This window comes from Chelativorans sp. J32, assembly GCF_000518985.1.
In the GTDB taxonomy this organism is placed as follows: Bacteria; Pseudomonadota; Alphaproteobacteria; order Rhizobiales; family Rhizobiaceae; genus Chelativorans.
The window spans coordinates 22,531-43,439 of record NZ_JAEQ01000008.1; the positions used below are offsets into that span (position 1 = coordinate 22,531).

The 20,909-nt window shown below is 61.1% G+C and carries 20 protein-coding genes; 10 read left to right on the forward strand and 10 right to left on the reverse strand.

Annotation, left to right across the window (positions count from 1 at the left end):
- The first annotated feature begins 30 nt into the window (after window positions 1–30).
- The 5 genes from CHEJ32_RS27150 to CHEJ32_RS0112365 all read left to right on the forward strand — a co-directional run bounded on the left by CHEJ32_RS27150 (window position 31) and on the right by CHEJ32_RS0112365 (window position 3,519).
- Entirely contained in the window at window positions 31–195 is a 165-nt protein-coding gene (locus CHEJ32_RS27150) for a hypothetical protein (RefSeq protein ID WP_156936689.1), read from the forward strand.
- Between the two features lie 134 nt (window positions 196–329).
- Entirely contained in the window at window positions 330–1,307 is a 978-nt protein-coding gene (locus CHEJ32_RS0112350) for an aliphatic sulfonate ABC transporter substrate-binding protein (RefSeq protein ID WP_028034146.1), read from the forward strand.
- Window positions 1,308–1,373: 66 nt separating this feature from the next.
- Window positions 1,374–2,210, forward strand: coding sequence for an ABC transporter permease (locus tag CHEJ32_RS0112355; protein WP_051469652.1), 837 nt, complete (start codon window positions 1,374–1,376; stop codon window positions 2,208–2,210).
- Window position 2,211: 1 nt separating this feature from the next.
- Window positions 2,212–2,997, forward strand: coding sequence for an ABC transporter ATP-binding protein (locus tag CHEJ32_RS0112360; protein WP_028034148.1), 786 nt, complete (start codon window positions 2,212–2,214; stop codon window positions 2,995–2,997).
- Window positions 2,998–3,009: 12 nt separating this feature from the next.
- On the forward strand, window positions 3,010–3,519 hold the full coding sequence (locus tag CHEJ32_RS0112365; protein WP_028034149.1) for an OsmC family protein: 510 nt from the start codon (window positions 3,010–3,012) through the stop codon (window positions 3,517–3,519).
- A 111-nt stretch (window positions 3,520–3,630) separates the two neighbouring features.
- Here the strand turns inward: CHEJ32_RS0112365 and CHEJ32_RS0112370 are convergent, their stop codons facing one another.
- Complete coding sequence (locus CHEJ32_RS0112370; protein ID WP_028034150.1) at window positions 3,631–4,188, reverse strand: TetR/AcrR family transcriptional regulator; 558 nt, start codon at window positions 4,186–4,188, stop codon at window positions 3,631–3,633.
- 47 nt (window positions 4,189–4,235) lie between these two features.
- Between CHEJ32_RS0112370 and CHEJ32_RS0112375 the strand changes: the two genes are divergently transcribed.
- From CHEJ32_RS0112375 to CHEJ32_RS0112395, 4 genes are all read left to right on the forward strand, one after another.
- Complete coding sequence (locus tag CHEJ32_RS0112375) at window positions 4,236–4,763, forward strand: dihydrofolate reductase family protein (RefSeq protein WP_028034151.1); 528 nt, start codon at window positions 4,236–4,238, stop codon at window positions 4,761–4,763.
- A 316-nt stretch (window positions 4,764–5,079) separates the two neighbouring features.
- Complete coding sequence (locus tag CHEJ32_RS0112380; RefSeq protein ID WP_028034152.1) at window positions 5,080–6,432, forward strand: MFS transporter; 1,353 nt, start codon at window positions 5,080–5,082, stop codon at window positions 6,430–6,432.
- Window positions 6,433–6,670: 238 nt separating this feature from the next.
- A complete protein-coding gene (locus tag CHEJ32_RS26270) occupies window positions 6,671–9,505 on the forward strand; it encodes a PAS domain-containing protein (RefSeq protein ID WP_051469640.1) in 2,835 nt (944 codons plus the stop codon).
- 89 nt (window positions 9,506–9,594) lie between these two features.
- Window positions 9,595–10,323: a bifunctional 2-polyprenyl-6-hydroxyphenol methylase/3-demethylubiquinol 3-O-methyltransferase UbiG gene (locus CHEJ32_RS0112395; RefSeq protein ID WP_028034153.1), complete on the forward strand. Its 729-nt coding sequence runs from the start codon at window positions 9,595–9,597 to the stop codon at window positions 10,321–10,323.
- Window positions 10,324–10,344: 21 nt separating this feature from the next.
- Here the strand turns inward: CHEJ32_RS0112395 and CHEJ32_RS0112400 are convergent, their stop codons facing one another.
- From CHEJ32_RS0112400 to CHEJ32_RS0112425, 6 genes are all read right to left on the reverse strand, one after another.
- Window positions 10,345–11,391, reverse strand: coding sequence for a dipeptidase (locus tag CHEJ32_RS0112400; protein WP_028034154.1), 1,047 nt, complete (start codon window positions 11,389–11,391; stop codon window positions 10,345–10,347).
- A 166-nt stretch (window positions 11,392–11,557) separates the two neighbouring features.
- Complete coding sequence (locus CHEJ32_RS0112405) at window positions 11,558–12,313, reverse strand: ferredoxin reductase (protein WP_028034155.1); 756 nt, start codon at window positions 12,311–12,313, stop codon at window positions 11,558–11,560.
- On the reverse strand, window positions 12,306–12,911 hold the full coding sequence (locus CHEJ32_RS0112410; protein WP_028034156.1) for a sulfite oxidase-like oxidoreductase: 606 nt from the start codon (window positions 12,909–12,911) through the stop codon (window positions 12,306–12,308). Before CHEJ32_RS0112410 ends, CHEJ32_RS0112405 begins: the two co-directional genes overlap by 8 nt.
- Window positions 12,912–12,997: 86 nt before the next feature.
- On the reverse strand, window positions 12,998–14,020 hold the full coding sequence (locus tag CHEJ32_RS0112415) for a GH25 family lysozyme (RefSeq protein WP_028034157.1): 1,023 nt from the start codon (window positions 14,018–14,020) through the stop codon (window positions 12,998–13,000).
- A 152-nt stretch (window positions 14,021–14,172) separates the two neighbouring features.
- Window positions 14,173–14,583, reverse strand: a complete 411-nt coding sequence (locus CHEJ32_RS0112420; protein ID WP_156936690.1) for a TIGR02588 family protein — start codon at window positions 14,581–14,583, stop codon at window positions 14,173–14,175.
- Between the two features lie 46 nt (window positions 14,584–14,629).
- Entirely contained in the window at window positions 14,630–15,505 is an 876-nt protein-coding gene (locus CHEJ32_RS0112425) for a TIGR02587 family membrane protein (protein WP_034658323.1), read from the reverse strand.
- 135 nt (window positions 15,506–15,640) lie between these two features.
- Here CHEJ32_RS0112425 and CHEJ32_RS0112430 point away from each other — a divergent pair, with 135 nt between their 5' ends.
- Window positions 15,641–17,398 carry a peptidase M14 gene (locus CHEJ32_RS0112430; protein WP_028034160.1) on the forward strand — a complete coding sequence of 586 codons (1,758 nt, stop codon included), beginning with the start codon at window positions 15,641–15,643 and terminating at the stop codon, window positions 17,396–17,398.
- A gap of 49 nt (window positions 17,399–17,447) precedes the next feature.
- On the opposite strand, the gene CHEJ32_RS0112435 is transcribed toward CHEJ32_RS0112430, so the two are convergent.
- From CHEJ32_RS0112435 to CHEJ32_RS0112445, 3 genes are all read right to left on the reverse strand, one after another.
- Complete coding sequence (locus tag CHEJ32_RS0112435) at window positions 17,448–18,692, reverse strand: saccharopine dehydrogenase family protein (protein WP_028034161.1); 1,245 nt, start codon at window positions 18,690–18,692, stop codon at window positions 17,448–17,450.
- Between the two features lie 26 nt (window positions 18,693–18,718).
- Window positions 18,719–19,822 (reverse strand): carboxynorspermidine decarboxylase, encoded by a 1,104-nt coding sequence (gene nspC, locus CHEJ32_RS0112440; protein ID WP_034658325.1) that lies wholly within the window; start codon window positions 19,820–19,822, stop codon window positions 18,719–18,721.
- A 264-nt stretch (window positions 19,823–20,086) separates the two neighbouring features.
- Window positions 20,087–20,908 (reverse strand): carbohydrate ABC transporter permease, encoded by an 822-nt coding sequence (locus CHEJ32_RS0112445; RefSeq protein WP_028034163.1) that lies wholly within the window; start codon window positions 20,906–20,908, stop codon window positions 20,087–20,089.
- Window position 20,909: the final 1 nt, after the last annotated feature.

The window sequence follows — 20,909 nt, forward strand, 5'->3', positions numbered from 1 at the left end:
GGGCGAAGGCGGACCAGGCTGAGCCTCCGCATGATCCTGCCGGTCTGGTTGGGCTCGCGCCTGTCGATCTACCGGGCAACACCACGGCGATCACGTTTCTTGGAATTTTTTTCCGACATCGGCGCGAAGAAAGCAAATCGTTCCGGTTTGCTGGAAAAAGGGCCGCTTTATAACGTTGTGGAAGCGCCGATTTGAGCATGCAGCTTGCGGGCGCTCAACAAATGCAGCTAAAGCGCGGGGCCGAAATTCTCCCGCGAGCTGATGGCGGACCGGTGGTCCGCCTCGATCAATGTCGGCGCTGCGGCGCCGCAACCATGTGGGGGAATGCCATGAAGTTTCTGTCGCGCCGTCTCGTCCTCGGTCTTGCGGTTTCGCTCGGCCTGCTGCCTTCGGCTGCATCCCTTGCCGCCGACAATCCCGACACCATCACCATAGACTGGGCAACATACAACCCGGTCTCGATGCTGCTCAAGGACAAGGGCTGGCTCGAAGAAGAGTTCGCCAAGGACGAGATCTCGATCCATTGGGTGCAGTCGCTCGGCTCCAACAAAGCGCTCGAGTTCCTGAATGCCGGCTCGATCGATTTCGGTTCCAGTGCGGGCGCTGCCGCGCTGGTCAGCAAGATCAACGGCAACCCGATCAAATCGGTCTATGTCTTTTCGAAGCCGGAATGGACGGCACTGGTCACAGCCAAGGACAGCGGCATCAACAGCGTTGCCGACCTGAAAGGCAAGAGCGTCGCCGTCACACGCGGTACAGACCCGCACATCTTCCTCGTCCGCGCGCTCCAGGGCGTGGGCCTCACCGAGCAGGACATCACGCCGGTGCTGCTGCAGCATCCTGATGGGGCCACCGCACTTGTCCGTGGCGATGTCGACGCCTGGGCTGGCCTCGATCCGATGATGGCCAATGTCGAGCTCAACGAAGGCGCGCGCCTCTTCCACCGGGATGCCGACGCCAACACATATGGCATACTGAGCACCCGGGAGGCGTTCCTGGAGCAGCATCCCGACCTGGTGAAGCGGGTGCTTGTCGTTTATGAAAATGCACGCAAATACGCCCTCGATCATCCCGATGAGCTCAAGGCGAGCTTTGTTGCGGCGACCAAGTTGGCGGACGCTGTTGCCGACAAGCAGCTGAACGAACGCACGGATCTCAGCAACGGCGTGATCGGCGAGGCCCAGCGCGAGTCGATCCTCCAGGCCGGCCTTGCCCTGCAGAAGGCAGGCGTCATCGAGCCAGGCATTGACGTGCAGAATGTGCTCGACGATCTGGTCGCCGACGGCTACGTGCCGGTCGGGAACTGACCTTGGACGGCCGCCCTATCCGGATGATCGGTCGGGCAGCAACGAGGGCATGGTCCGATGGCTATCATGGAGAGTAGTGTAACCGGCGAGACGGCGGAGCTCCGGCAGGAGCGGCGCAAGAGCCTGCTCGATCGGCTCAAAGGGCCGGCGCTCGGGCTTTTCCTGCCCGTGCTCGCCGCGATCGGCTGGGAACTGGCTGTCCGTCTTGGGTGGTCCACAGGCAGGCTCGTGCCGCCACCATCCGTCATCTGGGCGACGTTCCTGCAACTGGCGGAAGGCGGTGCGTTGCAGCACCATGCCATCGCCACCCTGACACGGGTCGCCGTCGGTTTCGGGGCGGGCGTCGTTGCGGGTACGGTGGTCGGGGCCGTCACCGGCTACTCGAATTTTCTCAGCCGCCTTCTCGATCCGACGCTGCAGGCATTGCGCGCCATCCCCTCCATCGCATGGGTGCCGCTGTTCATCCTGTGGCTCGGCATCTTCGAGGCGTCGAAGGTCACGCTGATCGCGGTGGGCGTGTTCTTTCCCGTCTATCTCGGCGTCATGGGCGCCGTTGCCTCTGTGGACCGCAAGATCGTCGAGGTGGGCCGCATCTTCCGCCTCTCCGGCGCACAGATGGTTCGCCGCATCCTGCTGCCCGCGGTCCTTCCCTCCTACATCACCGCTCTGCGGTCCGGTCTCGGCCTCGGCTGGATGTTCGTCGTCGCCGCCGAGTTCATGGGCGCATCCCAGGGCCTGGGCTATCTCCTGATCGACGGCCAGCAACTCGGCAAACCGGCCCAGATCGTTACCGCGATCGTCGCCTTTGCCATCCTGGGCAAGATCTCCGACTGGCTGATCGTCGCTGCGACAAAACCCTTCCTGCGCTGGGAAGACCGGTTCGCGCGCAACGGGGCGAACTGACATGCTCGTCCTCGATCGCGTCGGCAAGACCTACCCGAACGGCGTTCATGCGCTGGAAGGCGTGAGCCTGTCGGTTGCGCTCGGCGAGATCGTCGCGGTGGTCGGCGGCTCGGGCTGCGGCAAGTCCACCATGCTGCGGGCGATCGCGGGCCTCGACACGCCAAGCCGCGGCCGCGTCATGCTCGACGGCATGACCATAACCGCGCCGCATGAAAAGATCGGCATCATCTTCCAGGAGCCGCGTCTGCTTCCCTGGCTTACCGTCGCGGAAAACGTCGCCTTCGGCATCGAGCATCTGCCGCGGCCGGAGCGGGATCGGCGGGTCGTCACGGCGCTTGGGCGCGTCGGGCTTGCCGAAAAGGCAAATGCGTGGCCCCGCGAGCTTTCCGGCGGCCAGGCCCAGCGCGTCGCCATCGCGCGCGCTCTGGTGCCGCAGCCTGAAGTGCTTTTGCTCGACGAGCCGTTCTCCGCCCTCGACGCCTTCACCCGTGCTGACCTGCAGGATCATCTGCTCGCTCTATGGGCGGATTCCAGGCCTACGCTTATACTCGTCACGCATGACGTAGACGAAGCCATCGCGCTGGCCGATCGCATCATGGTCATGCGCCCGCGTCCCGGGAGGATTTTCGATGAGATAGCGGCGGGCCTGCCGCGCCCGCGCGACCGGCGCTCGGACGCGTTCGACGCAGTCCGGCGGCAGGTTCTCGACTCCCTTGACCGATCGCTGGACCGCGTATCCGGCCCGAAACGGGAGCGTCTGGCCGCCACCGCCTGCGGAACCAAATGAGAGGAGATTGACATGGACGCCACCGAATTGCGCGCGATGCAGGCGCCGATCAAGGAACGCTACCGCAATGATCCGAAGGCTGGACTGGTGACGCTTAAAGCGCGCGGCTCGCTCGACGACACGAATATCGCTTGCAAGGTCGAGACGGGGCGCGCACTGGCCGTCGCCGGCCTGCACCCGGCGACGGGCGGCAGCGGGCTGGAGCTCTGCTCCGGCGATATGCTTCTGGAAGCCCTGGTCGCCTGCGCCGGCGTGACGCTGAAGGCCGTCTCCACGGCGCTCGACATACCGCTGCGCGGCGCGACGGTGGTGGCGGAGGGCGATCTGGACTTCCGCGGCACTCTGGGCGTCGCCAAGGACGCCCCGGTCGGCTTTGCCGAGATCAGGCTGCGTTTCGACGTCGATACCGATGCCGAGCAGGAGAAACTCGACCAATTGTTGAAGCTGACCGAGCGCTACTGCGTCGTCTATCAGACGATCAGGAATGGCCCCAAGGTCGACGTCGTGCTCGCGCGAGCGTGAGCAAGGCTGCGGTCCGCTGCACCGCTATATGGCTTGGCCGAACGATCCTTGAGGCGGCTCTGCGCCGGTTCCCGGCACGGTTTGCAAGGAGCGCAAAGTGCGCTCCGCCGGTCATCTCAGTCCATCAACCCACTCCTCCAGGGCCCGCCTGATCGCCCGGTCAGCCGATTCCTTGCGCGTGAAGGCCCACCATGTATGCGCGCCCTGCCACAGGCTGGCCATCTGCCAGCCCAGTTTCTCTGCCTCTGCACGGTCCTTAGAAAGACGCCGACCTAACGCGCCGGCGAGCCGGTGCGCCCAGGCAGCGCCGCGGGCGCGGAGCACCGGGTCGCGAATGTCTTCCCTCAGTAGCAGAAGGCCGTCGGTCGCGTTACGTTCAGCGGTTTCAGGCGGCATCAGCCGCATCAGGAGGTCGATGGCGCCTCCGGGCGTCTCTGCCTCTTCTGCGTCCGCCGCCTCGGTCTCGGCATCCAGCCGGTCCCAGGCGCGCAGAAGGGCAGCCTGAACCAGCGCCTCGCGATTGCCATGGCGTTGCACCAGTGTCGCCGGTGAGAGGCCGCAGGCCTTCGCGGCGCGCGCAAAAGTCAGGCCGCCGGGGCCTGTCTCCATGATCGTTTCGAAGATAGTGTCGAGCACCTGCTCGTCGGGAACCGTCTTGTGTCTCGCCATGTCTCAATATAAACGTATGTTCGTTTATTTATCAACGGGGAAACATCATGGCCAGGATCCTGGGATATATCGCCGCCAGCCTCGACGGGATGATCGCCGCCGAGGATGACAATCTCGATTGGCTGTTCAAATATGATGGCGCGGATTTCGGCGAGCACGACTATCGTGTTTTCATCAAGGGCATCCGAACCGTGGTGATGGGACGCGGAACTTACGATTTCATCGCAAGGGAGCCTTCGCCCTGGGCCTATGGCGATAAGCGCGTCATCGTGGTCACATCCCACCCGATCACCGAGCCTAAGGGGCCACTGGAGATCCGCAGCGATGTCGATGCGTTGATCGCGGAGCTTCGGGATCTGGAGGATGGTGACGTCTGGATGCTCGGCGGCGGTCAGTTGCAGATGGCCTTCCTTGAGCGCGGAGCGCTGGACGAGATCGAGATCTACGTCATTCCGGAATTGCTGGGCGGGGGACGGCCTCTCTTTCCGTCGACCGGCTTTCGCGCCAGCCCAACGCTTGTCAGCGCGCAGGCAATCGAAAAAGGCTGTGTGCGACTGCACTATCGGTTTCAGTAAATCCAGCTTTTACGGTGCCGCGGGCGAGATCGTCCGCATAAAGAGTGGCCGGAGGGGAGTGCCGGCCATTCCAATTTTGTGCCCTGGCGCCAGACCGGGATATTTCGCCACATTCATCCGTGTGGAAGCAATTTCGGATTCCAGATCGATAGCCCGTTTGTTATATGCCGGCCCAGCGTGAACATAAGACCATTGCAGCTCCGCCGACGCTGGCGACCGGCGAGCGCAAGCATCATGGCCCGGCTCGGATCGCGTCCTGATGACATGTCTGTCCCCGCGCATCGCATGCACCACGCCAGGCTACGGAGTGAATTTGATGACCTCGATCGTTTCCACTGGAGCGCCGGATGGAACTCCCGCCAATCCGCCGTCACGCGTCTTATTGGCCAGCCTCATAGGCACCACCATCGAGTTTTACGATTTTTATATCTACGCAACGGCAGCTGTTTTGGTCTTTCCGCATCTGTTTTTCCCTGCGGGCAATGAAACCACGGCCTTGCTGGCGTCTTTCGCCGTCTTCGGCGCAGCGATGATAGCGCGGCCGCTGGGTGCCATCTTCTTCGGCCATCTCGGGGACAAGCGCGGCCGCAAGATAACGCTTGTCGGCGCGCTGCTGACAATGGGTATCGCGACGTTCCTGATCGGCCTGCTCCCGACCTACGCGACCGCTGGCTGGTTGGCACCGGGGCTTCTGGTGATCCTGCGTCTTGCCCAGGGCTTCGCGCTCGGAGGCGAGTGGAGCGGTGCGGCCTTGGTGGCAACGGAAAACGCACCGCCCGGCAAGCGCGCGATCTTCGGCACATTCCCACAATTGGGTGCGCCGATCGGCTTCATCATCGCCAACGGGCTCTTCCTTATCATCGCCGCCGCCTTGCCCTCGGACGATCCTTCCCGGCCGTCCACCGCCTTCCTCGCCTGGGGCTGGCGCATTCCGTTCTTGTTTTCGGTGATCATGGTCGCTGTCGGTCTGTGGGTGCGTCTGAACCTGGTCGAGAGCACCGCCTTCGAGAAGACGATCAAGAGGGGGCAGATCCGCAAGGTGCCGTTGGCGGCCGCCTTCAAGGCCCATTGGAAAGAACTCATCCTGGGCACAGCATATATGCTTGCCACCTACGTGCTGTTCTACCTGATGACCACGTTCTCTCTCAGCTACGGGCGGGCCGCGACGGATGCGGCGCTACCGGGGCTCGGCTACGATTACAGCACCTTCGTGCTGATGATGATCATCGGCGTGGTGTTCTTCGGCCTGTTCACCTTGGCTTCCGGTCCATGGGCCGACCGGTGGGGACGCCGCAAGACGCTGATCTGGGTCACGTTGGCGATCGTCCTGTTCGGCCTCGTCTGGGTTCCCATGCTCGCCGCCGGCAATGTCGGGGTGATGGCTTGGCTCATCCTCGGCTTCAGCCTGATGGGCATGACCTTCGGGCCTATGGGTGCCCTGCTGCCCGAACTCTTCCCGGCAAATGTGCGCTATACCGGTTCAGGGATCTCATACAATGTTTCGTCTATCCTCGGCGCAGCAGTCGCCCCATTCATCGCGGTGGCGCTGTGGAGCTATGGCGGCGGCAGTCCTTTCTGGGTTGGAGTATATCTGTCGGCAATGGCTCTCATAACTCTGATTGCCCTTCTGATCGGCAAGGAGACAAAGGACGTCGACATCGAGGTCTGACGCGAGTACCCGAGGTGCGGCGCCGGATTGCCTAAAGACGCGCTAAATGGGGTGAAATGGTTGGCCGCTTTGGATCATGCATGCTGATGCAGATATCCAAGGCGGCCAATTCGCGGCCAAGGTGCTTACGCGTTTTGCCGAGCTTGCAGGCGCGACAACCACTTCTCCTTGACATGACTGGTCGTCGCTGCTTCTGGCGATACTTAGAGGCACAGGGTCACCTCAACTCGGTACCAGGATGACGATCGGAGATTTCGAACAAGGAGACTTGTCCCAGGACCGCGAGAGGTCATACAGCGATTTAAGTCGATCGCTTCACCAAGCCATCGACGACATTCCCCAGATGCTTTGGATCGGAGGAAACGAAGAGGAGGGTTTTTATAACAGGGCCTGGCACGAATTCGTGGGTGCTCCGCCTGCTTCCTTGAACTCACGAAACAGCTTCTTGTTGATCCACCCGGAGGACCGCGAGAAGGTTAAGCGCCGATGGGAAAAGGCGATCGCTAACCGGCAACCATTTGAGGAAGAATATCGGCTCTCCCATCATTCCGGCGGCTATCGCTGGGTCGTTTCCCGCAGCTCGCCGATGCGAGGCGCTTCAAGGCCAAGAGAGGTTTGGCTGGCGGCGACCTTCGATATCGATCGGTTCAAGCATACCGAATTCCGTCTTCACCTGCACACGGAGCGCTATCGCGCCCTTCAAGAGACCAGTGCAATGGTTCTCTGGATAGCGGCGCCGGACGGCAGTGTCACCGAGGAGTGGGGCTGGACGAGCCTCTCCGCCCAAAATGAAGGGGAGTTTCACGGATGGGGCTGGCTGCAGGCTATCCATCCCGACGATCGGGAAAAAGTGGAAGCGCGGTGGAAGGCATCGCTCGCCGGCGGATTTATTTATGACGAGGAGTTTCGCCTCCTCACGCGCACAGGTACCTATAGGTGGGTCCAGGCTCGAGCTGTCCCCCTCCTGAATTCTGCCGGTGATGTCAGGGAGTGGGTCGGCAAGATCTCGGACGTTCACGAACGGCTGCAATGGGAGCGTTCTCTTCAGGCCAGCGAGGAGCGCCTCCGCCTGGCGGTAGAGAGCACCTCGCTTGGAATCTGGGACGCGGATCTGCTCAAGGGCAATCGCGAATGGAACGCCCAGGCGCGCGAAATCCTCGGCATCGGGCCGGATACGCCGATTTCGCGTGAGAGCTTTCGCGAGCGTGTTCATCCCGAAGATCGCGACGATGCCGACAGCCGATTTTTCGGCGGCGCCCCTGCCGATGAATCAGTCTATAGCGGCGAGTACAGGATCATTCGCGCGGATACGGGCGAAGAGCGCTGGGTAGCCGCCACGGGCAGAACCATTTTGGATGCGGCGGGCAAGCCCACCCGTAAAATCGGAACCGTCAGAGACGTCACCGAGCGCAAGAGGACGATCCAGGCGCTGGAGAGCGGCGAGCGCCGGCTCCGCCTTGCATTGCAGGCGGCACGGATGATTGCGTGGGAGCAGGACTTGTCGACCGGCTTTGTCAGGCGCAGCGCGAATGCGGAGGCGCTCCTGGGCATCGGTTCGGGACCGCTTGAGGAATTTCTTGCACGCGTTCACCCTGCCGACCGCCATTTGAGGCGTAACTTTCTGACCAGCGGCGAAAGCCCGGATACAGTCCAGATCCGCTTTCGTGGACCGGAGGACCAGCTTCTTTGGCTTGCGCTGCGCGGGGAACGGGCCGGACCCGATCAGCTTGTCGGTGTGACCTTTGATATCACCGCGCAAAAGAAGGCGGAGGAGGAGGTTTTACGGATGGCCCGGGAGGACAGCCTCACGGGGCTGCCCAATCGAGCCACGCTCCAGCAGGCGCTTGAACGAGCCTGCGCACAGGCCTCCCGCGACGGCACCGAGCTCGGTCTGCTTCTCGTCGACCTCGATCATTTCAAGGAGGTCAACGACATGCTCGGGCACGACGCCGGCGATCACCTGTTGCGGCGGGCGGTGATGCGCTTGCGAGAGGCTGTTCGGTCGCACGGTTACCTCGCTCGGTTTGGAGGTGACGAATTCGTCATTCTCGTTGACGGACCGGACGCTTTCGCGGCTTCAGTTCGGCTTGCCGAAAGGGTGCGCAACGCTTTGCGCGGGCCCGTCACGATCAGGGGGCGAACATTCTCCACAAGGGCCAGCATCGGCATCGCGCGGTTTCCGGGGGATGGGCGAAATGCGGAAGAACTCCTCAAGAGCGCCGACATCGCGCTTTATCGCGCCAAGGCTGAAGGAAGAAACCGCCTCGTCGTCTATGATTCAAGTTTGCGGACAAAGCTCGAGCAACGCCTTGCTTTGGTGGAAGACCTGCGGAGAGGACTGAGCAACGGCGAACTTCTCCCGTATTATCAGCCAAAGGTGTCGCTGGCCACGGGCAGGATCGTCGGATTCGAGGCCCTGGCTCGTTGGCTGCACCCCGCAAAAGGCCTGCTTACGCCGGCTCACTTCGGTTTGGCCTTCGAGGATCCGGACCTCGCCCGGGCGATAGGCGCGGTAATGCTGGAAAAGGTGACCTCCGATGTGCGGGGTTGGCTGGACCAGGGGCTGCATCCGGGGCGCGTCGCGATAAACGTCAGCCCGACGGAGTTCCACGACCGCGGGCTTGCCGACCCATTCCTCGACAAGCTGCGGCAGAAGAAGATTCCTCCGAGCCTCATCGAGATCGAGATCACCGAAGCCGTCTTCCTGGACCAGTTAAGCGCCGATGCGGCGGCGACGCTGGAGATCCTTCACAAGGAGGGCATCTCGATCGCTCTTGACGATTTCGGAACAGGCTATGCGTCGCTAAGCCATTTGAAGTGCTTCCCAATCAACCACGTCAAGATCGACAGAAGCTTCGTTCACGAACTTGAGGGGAATGAAAGGGACGAGGCCATCGTCTCCGCCGTCGTACATCTTGGCCATCGTATGAAGGTTGAGATCACCGCCGAGGGTGTCGAAACGGAGCGGCAAGCTGCAAAACTTCGGGAACTCGGCTGCGACAATGCCCAGGGATTTCTGTATGCCGGTGCTATGGATGCCCGGGAAATGCCGCGATTCCTTAATCAGTCGTAGAAAATCACCGCCCTTTTCCCTGGCAGGTCCTTTGGCTGGAATTTTGCTAGAAAGAGCCTTCGTCTTCGCACGACGCAAAGGAAGCAAAAGTGGCTCAGAATATCTATGACGATCCGGAATTCTTTTCGGGGTATAGTCGATTGCCTCGGCAGACCTTGGGGCTTGCCGGTGCGCCGGAATGGCCGGCGGTGCTAAAGATGGTTCCCAACCTCTCGGGGAAGCGGGTGCTCGATCTGGGCTGCGGCTTTGGCTGGTTTGCCCGTTGGGCGCGAGAACATGGGGCCGCTTCTGTTCTCGGGCTCGATCTCTCTGCGAACATGATCGCCCGTGCGAGAGCAGATACGGACGACCCCGCCATCGAGTACCGTACGGCCGATCTCGAAGAAATCGAGCTGGAGGAAGCTTCCTTCGACTTTGCTTTCAGCTCGCTTGCATTTCACTACGTAGAGGATTTCGCGCGGCTTGTCCGCCGGGTGCATCGTGCGCTCACGGCGCATGCACACTTCGTTTTCACGATAGAGCACCCGATCTATATGGCCGCTGCCCACCCACGCTGGTTTACTGACGAGGAGGGACGGAAAACCTGGCCGGTCAACCGCTATTCCATCGAGGGCGAACGCAGGACGGACTGGCTCGCCAAGGGCGTTCTGAAACATCACCGCACAATCGGAACGACAGTGAACACGCTGATACGATCGGGGTTTGCGATCCGCGAACTGGTGGAATTCGCGCCGACCGCTGAACAGATTGCTGAAAACTCCGATTTGGCGGAGGAACTGGAACGCCCGATGATGCTCCTCGTTGCCGCTCAACGCTGACGGCGGGGCCGGTCGGCTGAGCTACCCGATGGTTCTTTCGAGCACGTCGACCCAATTGCGCCAGGCGATCTTCTCGATCAGCTCGCGGCTGTAACCTCTGTCATCAAGCCTGTCGAGAAGTCGCGGCAGGCCCGAGACGTCTCCGATCGCCGACGGGATCACCGCCCCATCGAAGTCGGATCCCAGGCCCACACCGTCTTCGCCCAGGGCCTCCAGCAGTGCGTCGATGTGCTGGACCATGATGTCCAGATCGGTGTCTGCGGTAATGCGGCCATCGGGCCGCAGGAAGGCTGTCGCAAAATTCAGTCCGACCAGGCCGCCGCTGTCGCGAATAGCGGAGAGCTGCCACTGGGTAAGGTTGCGCGAATGCTCGCAAATAGCATGTACGTTCGAGTGGCTGGCCACCAACGGCGCCCTGCTGATGGCGGCCACGTCGCGGAAACCCTGCTCGTTGAGGTGGGAGAGGTCGATCAGGATCCCGAGTTCGTTGCATCTCCTCACCAGGGCCTTTCCGGCATCGGTCAAGCCCGGTCCGATATCGGGTGTGGCGGGAAAGTGGAACGGTACCCCGTGCCCGAAAGCATTCGTGCGGCTCCAAACGATTCCCAGCGAGCGCAGGCCTGCGGCATAGAGCACGTCCAGAAAGGAGAGGTCCGTATCGATGGCCTCGGCGCCCTCGATGTGGAACACCGCTGCGAGAGAACCTTTTCCGATTGCGTCTCGCACCTCCCGCGCGCTGCGGCAGACCGTGAAGGCTCCAGACGATTCCCTTTCGATCCTGAAGAGAATTGAGGCCATTGAGATGGTTGACGAGAGCGCGTCGGCACGGTCGAGCGACGGAGGATTGACATTGCCCTCGCGCGCAATGACCTCGCCCGGCTTTTCCGTGGGGGGCGGGAAAATCGCGAACAGACCTCCTGCAAAACCGCCTTCCCGGGCGCGCGGTAGGTCGATATGACCGCCGGGCGCTCCGTCCAGGAAAAGCTTTTTGGCATCGGCGTCCTGCATTTTGTAAAGCCGCAGGAGCACGTCATTGTGGCCATCGAAAACGGGGATCGGAGCGGTCATGAAACGCCTTCGCTGAAGGATGTGATCACAGGTCCCGTTTTAGGCAAGAGTGTCAGCGAGCGCAAACTGCATTGTATCCCAGCCCTCAAATCCTGCAGGAGGATTGAGCTCAGGGAACTGGCCGCCCACGACCAGCGGAGGCCGCCCTCCTTCCGTCCTTCCGCGATCAAGTGCCGTAGCGCTCGGTCCGAATGATCGGGGCGGCCAGTCCCGCGGCCAGCGACGCATCTGCTGCAGTGTTCACGAACGGATTGGAGCCGCAGATGAAGACATGCCTTGGTGCAACGGGTAGCCGCGCCAGCGCTTCCTCGATCATCGCCGCATCGATTCGCCGCGAATAATCGCCGCTTCGGGCGGAAACGCCGCGTGTCAGCGTGAGCATCAGCGAGAAACCGTCACCGGAACTGTCCAACTCCAGGAGCTCATCGCGGTAGAGCACATCCTCCCAGGTTCGCGAAGAGAGCAGGAGAAGCGTCGGTACATCGGACCCGATCGATCGCCGATAGCGGATCATGGCCATCAGGGGCACGAGGCCCGAACCGCCGCCGATAAGGAGAAGAGGGCCGCCATCCGCGGCGGTCCATATGAAATGTCCCCCGAGGGGCCCCCGCAGTTCGATTTCATCTCCCACTTCCGCGACCTCGTGAAGGAAGGGGGACACCTCTCCGTCATCGAGGCGCTCGACAGCCAGTTCGATCTCGCCCGACGAACCGGGTGCCGAAGCGATGGAATAGCTGCGCACCGCGCTATATCCGTCCGGCGCTGTCAGCCGCAGATCGACGTGCTGCCCGGCGAGGTGTTGGAAGGGATGCGGCGGGGCGAAGAAGAAGCTCTTGATCCGGCTGGTTTGGCGCACGATCCGAACGATACGTGCATTCTGCCAGGGAACCGACGCCTTCCGCGTTGCGGAGGCGTCAGTCATTCGTGTATCGCTGCTCCCGCCAAGGATCGCCGTAGATGTGATAGCCGCGCAACTCCCAGAAGCCGGGCTCGTCACGCTCCGTGAATTGCAGCCCGTTGATCCATTTTGCGGATTTCCAGAAATAGAGGTGGGGAACGAGCAGCCTTGCCGGCCCGCCGTGATCGGGCTCCAAAGGCTTGCCCTCATAACGCAACGCGATCATTGCCCTTCCGCCGGTCAGATCTGCCAGCGGAACATTGGTTGAGTAACCGTCATAGGAATGAGCCAGGAGGTAAGGCGTCGGCGCTTCCACGCCGGCTTCCGCCAGCAGATCGTCGATCAGGACGCCTTCCCAGGACGTGTTGAGCTTGGACCAGGCGGTGACGCAGTGTATGTCGCGGGTGGCTTTCGTCTGCGGCAGGGCATTGAATTCCGCCCAGCTCCACATCTTCACCGGCTTCGGTCCAATCTTCAGTGTAAAGGACCATTTCTCCGGATAAATCCTGGGAGTCGGACCTGCCGAGAGAACCGGGAAATCCTCAACCAGGTGCTGACCGGGCGGTATGCGCTCCGCTTCGCTGCCCGATCGCCCTCTGCCGGTGAAACCGCGCGTCGCCATGAAATCTGCTCCTAAGTTTGCCTCTAGATAGGAGAGGTCATTCGGGTTGGCCACTCAGGAGCGGATAGGCTTCGGGCAGGAGGCGCTCAGTGGGTCGCGTCCGCCACCCACTGGTGCCAATCTTCCTCGCTGCCGTGGAACACGTTGAGGTCGATCTTGCCGTCTACGCCATGCGAGAGACCCGAGCCTGAATATTGCCAGAAGACCCATTTGCGGCCTGGATAGACTTTGGATGGATGGGCGGCGACGGAGCGCAGCCAGAAAGGATGGTTGGGAAACGCGCCTTGCAGGTTGTCCCGGTAGAAATCCGGTGCGGTGTAGATGATGGGCCGCTGGCCGTAATGGCGTTCCAGCTTGTCGAGAAAGACCTGCATCTTCTCAAGCACGACCTCGCGCGAAGGGCGCTTCTTGCAGTTGGAATCGCCGTTCCATTCGACATCCAAGACGGGCGGCAGGGCTCCCGGCTCCTTGGGGACGTTGCGGATGAACCAGTCGGCTTGCTCGCTCGCCACCCGGCACCAGTAGAAGAAGTGATAGGCGCCCCGCTTCAGGCCCGCCTCAGCGGCCGCGCGCCAGTTCTTCTTGAACATCGGATCGAGATGATCGCCGCCATCCGTGGCTTTGATATAGGCGAAGTTCGCGCCTTGCGAGCGCAGCTTGACCCAATCGATCTCTCCCTGCCAGCGCGAGACGTCGACGCCGTGAACAGCTAGGGAATGAGGCGATGCACGACCGAAATTGATGGGTTTTGCGTCGCGGAAGCGCTGACGGTAGATCTCGCTTCTCGGGCCGCGCTTCTTTCTAAGTGCAGGTGGAGAGATGAATGCCGCGGGCCTTGCCGACGGTATGGGCATTCCCACTTCGATCACCGCGGATTCCAGTGCATGCGGGATCGGTGCCGGAGGCGCCATGGCGAGCATTTCCGGCGCTTCATTCCCTTGTGCAGAGGCAATGTCGGCCGGAGGCTCAATTCCCGTGCTTTGGGCGACGGAACTGGTCGTCTCCATCGATGGCTGCGCCAGCAGTTCATCAATGGTTAGACCGCGCGAACTGCACGCAGCCAGGGAAAGGCAGGCGAGAAGGATTGCTGGTACGCCTGAGAAACGCATGAGCACCCGTACGCAGAAAAAGTTGACCGGCGGAAAGCCCGTCGAGGCCCCCATGCGTGAAATGCTAACGGCAAATTACCAAGAAATATTGAATCGCTATTTAACCATTCGTGAGAATGGTGGGCGCTCCTCGCCAGCAAACCCCTTGAGAACTACGGTTCCCTATATCCGCTCGGCAGGATCTCCAAGTCGTAACCGGCCGGATCGTTCATGAAGATGAGCGCTGCCCGTTCCTCCGCGCCCCCGGGGACATAGTCGAACGTGACTTCCCGCTCCTCGACCACCTGATCGCCGTCTCTCAAGCGCCCTTTCACGAGCACTTCCGCTGCCGTCGCGTCGCCCTCGTTCGTGATCCGGAATTCCACGTGATGACCCCCCTCGCGGGACATCACCTGATCGACATTGATGACCAGGCTGGGAATGCCTTCCTTCGAATTGAAGGCCTGGTAGAGCAGGAAAGCGATCATGGCCAAGACCAGCAGGGCCGAGATCGTTCCGACAATCCACTCGATAACGCCGGGCTTCGCATTGGGCTTTCCTTTCTGGTCCACCTTCTGATGCATCCGGTTCTCTTTCTGCTCTGCTTTGACGCTGGCCAATGATGTGCCCTCACAAGATCAATCGAGCTGCAGCCGCGCCAAGGGAGGCGGGAAAGCCCAGGACGACGACCGCCATCAGGATTTGTGTTGCCGCCTGTCCGTCCATGCGGCCAAAGGTCCAGAGGACATAAAGGCTGACGAGGATCGAAATCATATAACCTGCCAAAGTGAACCGCAGGAATGCGCTCCACCACGGCGTGTCAGGCCCGAGCGTGCTCTCGCCCTTGAATTCCAGTGCATATACGAAGCCATGCATCAGCATAACGGAAAGCAGGATGAGAAGGGCCGCCTGCCACTCGGTCATCTTATAGGAGATGAGGACCATCTCTTCGGTCGGGGCGAGGTTCAGGCCGAGAAAAAGCGAGCCGATGACCATCAGGAACAACTCGCTCGCGTAGGTCTCTTCTGGTGTTCCTTTCTCCGGTTTCACCTTTCTTCCGCCAAGCTGGGACCGTCCCAGGAGTGCTCCGATGCTGGCAGGCATGGATTGGATCGCGATCTTGCCGATGGTCTCGTCCAGGGGCATCTCGGACGTGATGATGCCGAAGATCCAGAGCACGACGACGCTGGCAACAATGCCTATCCCATAGGCGATCAACGCGTCGCGCAGATCCTCCCGCCACTCGAAGGTCGCTTCGAAACCGGCGTGATGAGAAAGCAGTGTCAGGAGCGGTATGTTGACGATCAGAAGGAGGGCCAGCCGGAAACGATCCAGATAAAAGCCGAGCCACCACATCTCCATCGTCATCAGCATCGGCAGTGCGAAGATCAGTGCACCTCCGAAACCGCGTGCCAAGCCGACGAGAAATTGATGCGTTGGGGACCTTCGGGAGCCTTTCAATTCCGGCTCATCCGATGTGGCCGAAACTGCTGAACGCTTTCGCACGTCTTTGAAATTCCTACCTATCTTTCCGCGACAACGGCAGGGCAGCGAGATGGTTCCCAGGCTTTGCTCCCGCGGCAAAGCGGTGCATCATCCCGAGTTCCAAATTTGCTCAAGCGGAAGGCGGAGCAGGCAAGCGTGCATCCAACCGCAGGAACATCGGTACAACTGATCTATGAAGGCGTTTTCGTCCGCACGCTGGACCATCTTGTCCAGCGCTTCGCCGGCGCGAGAGGCTCGAACCTGGAAGCCTGGACGTTCGATGATGAGCGGAGCCGCCGGGCAGCCGAGGCCAAACTGGCAGCGTACGGTGTCCGGGCTCGCTTCCGCAGCGCCTATAAACCGTTGCTGCACTTCTTCCTGGAGGAAGTGCACTTGAGCGGGTTGGCCGCCGTCCACGTGATCTACCCGGTCCATGCCGCCGCCCCCGAAAACCGGTTTCGGCTTGAGACCTATCCGCTTGCGGCCCTTCTGGGCGGCGCAAAGCTCACCTTCGAGGCCGCAACAAAGCAGAACCTCGTCTATGAAGTAAAGCTGACGCGGGGGGACGGCCAAACAAGCAGCCATTCCGTCTTCGCCCCCAATCGCGTTCACGCCGACTTCGCCGGGGAGACGCTTGTTTCGCCAACGGGCTGGCTGAGGATAGACGGCGATCTGCGGGGCAAGCGGTTCGAGACGGACTACGAGGCGTTGTTTGCTGCGGTTATCGATGCGGTGACCTCCCACGGATGGGGCGACCGTGAACCGTATTTCGAGGAGTTGAACATCGCGGTCACGCTTCCGATCGAGGACCGGCGGCTTCCGGTGGGAGAGGAAGCGATCTCTCCGAGGGAGGCGATGCATGAAGACCTTTATTTCTCCCTTCTCGAGGTCTTTCAGAAGCGGTCGGGCCGTGCGAGCGGTGATCGGGGGCTCCGGCCCGGCCAAATCGTTCCCGAGGTGCATTATGCGGAGGCGGATCCTGCGGTGCGGATCGAAACGCGGCCGCTTGCGCGGTCCGAAATGGATGCCGCTTCGGTGCCACTTGATAGCGCGGCATCACCGATTTCAGCTGGCCAAGTAAGGGCAGAACTCGCCGGGATCGGCGGAGAGGCGTTTGCATCCCGCGCCTGGTCAGGCCGCGCCGTCGAGGCGTGCTATCGCAGAGGGGCCGACCGAGCCGTGATGATCAGCGCTGGTCAGCATGCCAACGAGACCACGGGAATCGTCGGCTCCCTGCGCGCTGCCAGGGTTCTGGCAGGACGAGCTGGCGCTCACTTCGTGATTTCTCCCTTGGAGAACCCGGACGGCTACCAGTTGCACTGGCGATTGAGCGCCGCCAATCCCCGCCATATGCATCACGCAGCGCGCTATACCGCTCTCGGCGACGACCTGGAATACCGGAGCGAACCCCTTTTCGAGAAGGCGATCCGGCACGAAGGTGAACGTCTAAGCAAGGCGAAGCTCCACTTGAACCTGCACGGTTATCCCTCTCATGAGTGGACGCGTCCGCTTTCCGGCTATGTCCCACGCCAATTCGAGATGTGGACGCTGCCCAAAGGTTTCTTTCTTATCATGCGCCATCATGCACCGTGGGCGCAGGTAGCCGAACGGCTGGTCGACCGGGTGACGGCGCGCCTGGCGCGGCTGCCCGGACTTCTGGCATTCAACGGAAGTCAGATCAGCCTGTCCAATACCCATAGCGGAAGCTCTCATTTCCGCATCATCAACGGAATCCCTTGCGTCGTTACGACGGATGACCGTCATCAAGCGCCACTGACCTTCATCAGCGAATATCCTGACGAGACGATCCATGGACCGGCGTTCATTGCCGGCCACGCGGCGCAGATGGAGTTCGTACTGGCTGCCTATGAGGCGTACCAGGAACTGGATCTCAAACCTGCGATGATCGCGTGAGCGCAAAAGGCGGCGCTTGCGCGCCGCCTTGGTTTTCTGTTCGCAAAACTTAGAGGGTGGAACTCAGGGGCCGGTCGCCTTCTTCGTCGCGGATACGCGTCGGCAGGCCCATTTCGTCCAGGAGGCGCAGGAAGGGCCGCGGCGGCAATTCTTCCACGTTCACCATCTTCTTCACGTCCCATGTGCCGTCGGCAATCAGCAATGCCGCCGTCACCGCCGGAACGCCGGCTGTGTAGGAGATGGCTTGGCTCCCGACCTCCTCATAGGCGGCCTTGTGGTCGGCCACATTGTAGATGAAGACTTCGCGCTCTCTGCCGTTCTTTTTGCCTTTGACCAGATCCCCGATGCAGGTCTTGCCCGTATAGTCCGGCGCAAGGGAGGAGGGGTCTGGAAGGACGGCCTTGACCACCTTCAGCGGGACCACTTCCAATCCCTCCGCTGTCTTGATCGGCTGCTCCGAGAGCAGTCCAAGATTCTTCAGGACGGTGAACACTGTGATATAGCGCTCGCCGAAGCCCATCCAGAAGCGGACATGAGGCACATCGAGATTGCGTGAAAGCGAGTGGATCTCGTCGTGCCCGGTCATGTAGGTCTTGCGGTTGCCGACAACCGGCAGGTCCCAATCCTTACGGACCTCGAACATCTTGTTGGACGTCCACTGCCGGTTCTGCCACGACCAGACAACGCCGGTGAATTCGCGGAAATTGATCTCCGGATCGAAATTGGTCGCAAAATAGCGCCCATGATCGCCCGCATTCACGTCGATGATGTCGATGGAGTCGAGGCTGTCGAAATACTCGTCGCGCGCAAGCGCGGCGTAGGCATTGACGACGCCCGGGTCGAAGCCCGCGCCGAGGACGGCGGTGATGCCGGCCTTCTCCACTTCCTCGCGTCGCTTCCACTCGTAGTTCCCGTACCAGGGCGGGGTTTCGCAGATCTTGAGCGGATCCTCGTGGATGGCGGTGTCGATATAGCTGGCGCCGGTCTCGATGCAGGCTGTCAGCACCGACATGTTGAGAAAGGCAGAGCCCACATTGATGACGATTGAGGTGTTCGTCTTCCTGATCAGCGCTTTCGTGGCCTCGATGTCCAACGCGTCGAGCGCGTGAACATCGAGGACGCCGGGCGTTTTCATGCTCCGTTTCTCATGCACGGAAGCACGTATCGCCTCGCACTTGGCAAGCGTGCGGGACGCGATATGGATGTCACCCAGCACATCATTGTACTGCGCGCATTTATGCGCCACGACCTGCGCCACGCCTCCGGCGCCGATGATGAGGACGTTCTTCTTCATTTCGTCGGAAAGACTCCTTTGGTTTGCTAGGAAAGACTTCGTTCGTAATCGGTGAAGGTGAAATCGCGCACCAGCCGGATGCTTCCGTCGAGTTCGCGAATGGCGATGGACGGCATCTTCACGCCGTTGAACCAGTTTTTCTTCACCATCGTGTAGCCCGCAGCGTCCTGGATCGAGATGCGGTCTCCGATTTGAAGCGGCTCGGGAAAGCGGAATTCCCCATAGACGTCGCCGGCGAGGCAGGACTTGCCGCACACCATATAGCTGTAGTGGCCCTCGTTCGGCTCGATATGCGCCTGTTCCCGATAGATGAGGAGGTCGAGCATATGGGCTTCCACCGAACTGTCGACGACGACGATCTCCTTTTGGTTGGAGAGCCTGTCAAGCACGGTGACTTCGAGGGTCGTGCTGTTGGTGATCGCAGCCTCGCCGGGTTCCAGATAGACCTCGACGCCGTGCTTCTCAGAAAAGGCACGCAGCCGCGCGCAGAAGGCGTCGAGCGGGTAATCCTCGCCCGTGAAATGAATGCCGCCGCCGAGGCTGACCCACTTCACCTTCTTGAACAGGTGCCCGAACTTCTCCTCGGTCGCTGTCAGAAGACGGTCGAAGAGTTCGAAATCCTCGTTCTCGCAATTGTTGTGGACCATGAAGCCATCGATGCTTCCGAGAACACGGCCGATTTTCTCCGCGTCCCATTCTCCCAGACGGCTGAAGGGTCGCGCAGGATCGGCAAGGTCGAATTCGGAAGAGCTGACGCCCGGATTGAGGCGAAGTCCGCGCGGTATGCCGGCGGCCTTGTCTCCGAAGCGATCGAGCTGCGAAATGGAATTGAAGATGATCTTGTCGGCATAGCCGATCACCTCGTCGATCTCATTGTCGGCGAAGGCGACGCTATATGCGTGGGTCTCTCCGCCGAAGCGCTCGCGCCCGAGACGCACCTCGTAAAGGGAGGACGACGTCGTCCCGTCCATGTGCTGACGCATAAGGTCGAACACGCTCCAGCACGCAAAACATTTGAGCGCCAATAGAACTTTCGCGCCGGATTTTGCGCGGACCTGCTCGATCTTCTCCAGATTCGAAAGAAGCTTGCGCTTGTCGATCAGGTAATAGGGCGTTTGAAGTGACGACATCCTGCAAACCCTGTTCATGTCTCGTGGGGTCCTAGGCGAAGGGGCCGCGCAAAACAAGCTATGATTGTCCTTTTTATACTTTGCGCGACAAAGCGCCGGACGAAGGTTTCCTTGGCGGTTTTGCCATTCTCGAATCGTCGGCGTCTCGCACTGGGAATCCGTAGCCGCTCAGCGCTCTGCCGGTTCTGCTATCGCAAAGCCGGTCCTGCCCATCCCACATGGTACGAGATTGGGCGTTGCTCCCGATCGGAGGGATCGCGAGTGTTATCCTTTCACCGCCCCGGCCATCATCGAGCGGCTGATCTGGCGATACATGACGAGGCCGAGGATGACTGGCGGAAGAGCACCGACAATCATGACCGCCGCCGCCACGCCCCATTGCACGCCGCCGCCGCTCGCGGCGAAGAAGAACGAGGCACCCACGGTCACGGGGAGCGCCTTGGAAGTGGTCAACATCAGGCCGAAGAGGAACTCGTTCCAGGCGGTGATGAAGCCGAAGATCAGGCTCGTCGCGATTGCCGGGCGACAGACCGGCGCGATGACCCTGAGCAGGATGCCGGTGCGGCTCGCCCCATCGATGAGCGCTGCTTCATCCAGGTCTACCGGCACTTCCGCGATGGCATTCACGAGAATGACGAGCGCCAGGGGTACGTTGACGATGGCAAGCACCAGCCCCAGGCCGATCCGCGTATCCAGGAGGCCAACCCACTGGAACATCATATAGATAGGGATGGCGAAGATTACCAGCGGCACGGCCCGCAGGTTCACGATGAGGGGGAGCAACGTTCTGGCGCCGAGGCCGCCGCGAACCATCGCATAGGCAGTAGGAAGGGCGAGCAGAACCGCAATGCCGGCGCCAATGGCCGCAGCCGCCAAACTGTTGGCGAGATAGAGAAAGATGTTGAGCCGGTCCGAGACTTGCAGCACCGCTGCATAGTTTTCCAGCGTCGGGGCCTGGATGAACAATCCCGGATTGGTCGAGACTTCTCTTGCGCTCTTGAAGGACGTTACCAGCGTTACGATCACGGGGAAATTGACCGCGAAAGCAGCAATCGCAAAGACGATCCAGCGGAGAATTGTGACCATC

Coding starts and splice junctions, on each gene's coding strand:
- CHEJ32_RS27150 (WP_156936689.1), top strand. CDS start 31: ATGATCCTGCCGGTCTGGTTGGGCTCGCGCCTGTCGATCTACCGGGCA.
- CHEJ32_RS0112350 (WP_028034146.1), top strand. CDS start 330: ATGAAGTTTCTGTCGCGCCGTCTCGTCCTCGGTCTTGCGGTTTCGCTC.
- CHEJ32_RS0112355 (WP_051469652.1), top strand. CDS start 1,374: ATGGAGAGTAGTGTAACCGGCGAGACGGCGGAGCTCCGGCAGGAGCGG.
- CHEJ32_RS0112360 (WP_028034148.1), top strand. CDS start 2,212: ATGCTCGTCCTCGATCGCGTCGGCAAGACCTACCCGAACGGCGTTCAT.
- CHEJ32_RS0112365 (WP_028034149.1), top strand. CDS start 3,010: ATGGACGCCACCGAATTGCGCGCGATGCAGGCGCCGATCAAGGAACGC.
- CHEJ32_RS0112370 (WP_028034150.1), bottom strand. CDS start 4,188: ATGGCGAGACACAAGACGGTTCCCGACGAGCAGGTGCTCGACACTATC.
- CHEJ32_RS0112375 (WP_028034151.1), top strand. CDS start 4,236: ATGGCCAGGATCCTGGGATATATCGCCGCCAGCCTCGACGGGATGATC.
- CHEJ32_RS0112380 (WP_028034152.1), top strand. CDS start 5,080: ATGACCTCGATCGTTTCCACTGGAGCGCCGGATGGAACTCCCGCCAAT.
- CHEJ32_RS26270 (WP_051469640.1), top strand. CDS start 6,671: ATGACGATCGGAGATTTCGAACAAGGAGACTTGTCCCAGGACCGCGAG.
- CHEJ32_RS0112400 (WP_028034154.1), bottom strand. CDS start 11,391: ATGACCGCTCCGATCCCCGTTTTCGATGGCCACAATGACGTGCTCCTG.
- CHEJ32_RS0112405 (WP_028034155.1), bottom strand. CDS start 12,313: ATGACTGACGCCTCCGCAACGCGGAAGGCGTCGGTTCCCTGGCAGAAT.
- CHEJ32_RS0112410 (WP_028034156.1), bottom strand. CDS start 12,911: ATGGCGACGCGCGGTTTCACCGGCAGAGGGCGATCGGGCAGCGAAGCG.
- CHEJ32_RS0112415 (WP_028034157.1), bottom strand. CDS start 14,020: ATGCGTTTCTCAGGCGTACCAGCAATCCTTCTCGCCTGCCTTTCCCTG.
- CHEJ32_RS0112420 (WP_156936690.1), bottom strand. CDS start 14,583: ATGCATCAGAAGGTGGACCAGAAAGGAAAGCCCAATGCGAAGCCCGGC.
- CHEJ32_RS0112435 (WP_028034161.1), bottom strand. CDS start 18,692: ATGAAGAAGAACGTCCTCATCATCGGCGCCGGAGGCGTGGCGCAGGTC.
- nspC (WP_034658325.1), bottom strand. CDS start 19,822: ATGTCGTCACTTCAAACGCCCTATTACCTGATCGACAAGCGCAAGCTT.
- CHEJ32_RS0112445 (WP_028034163.1), bottom strand. CDS start 20,908: ATGGTCACAATTCTCCGCTGGATCGTCTTTGCGATTGCTGCTTTCGCG.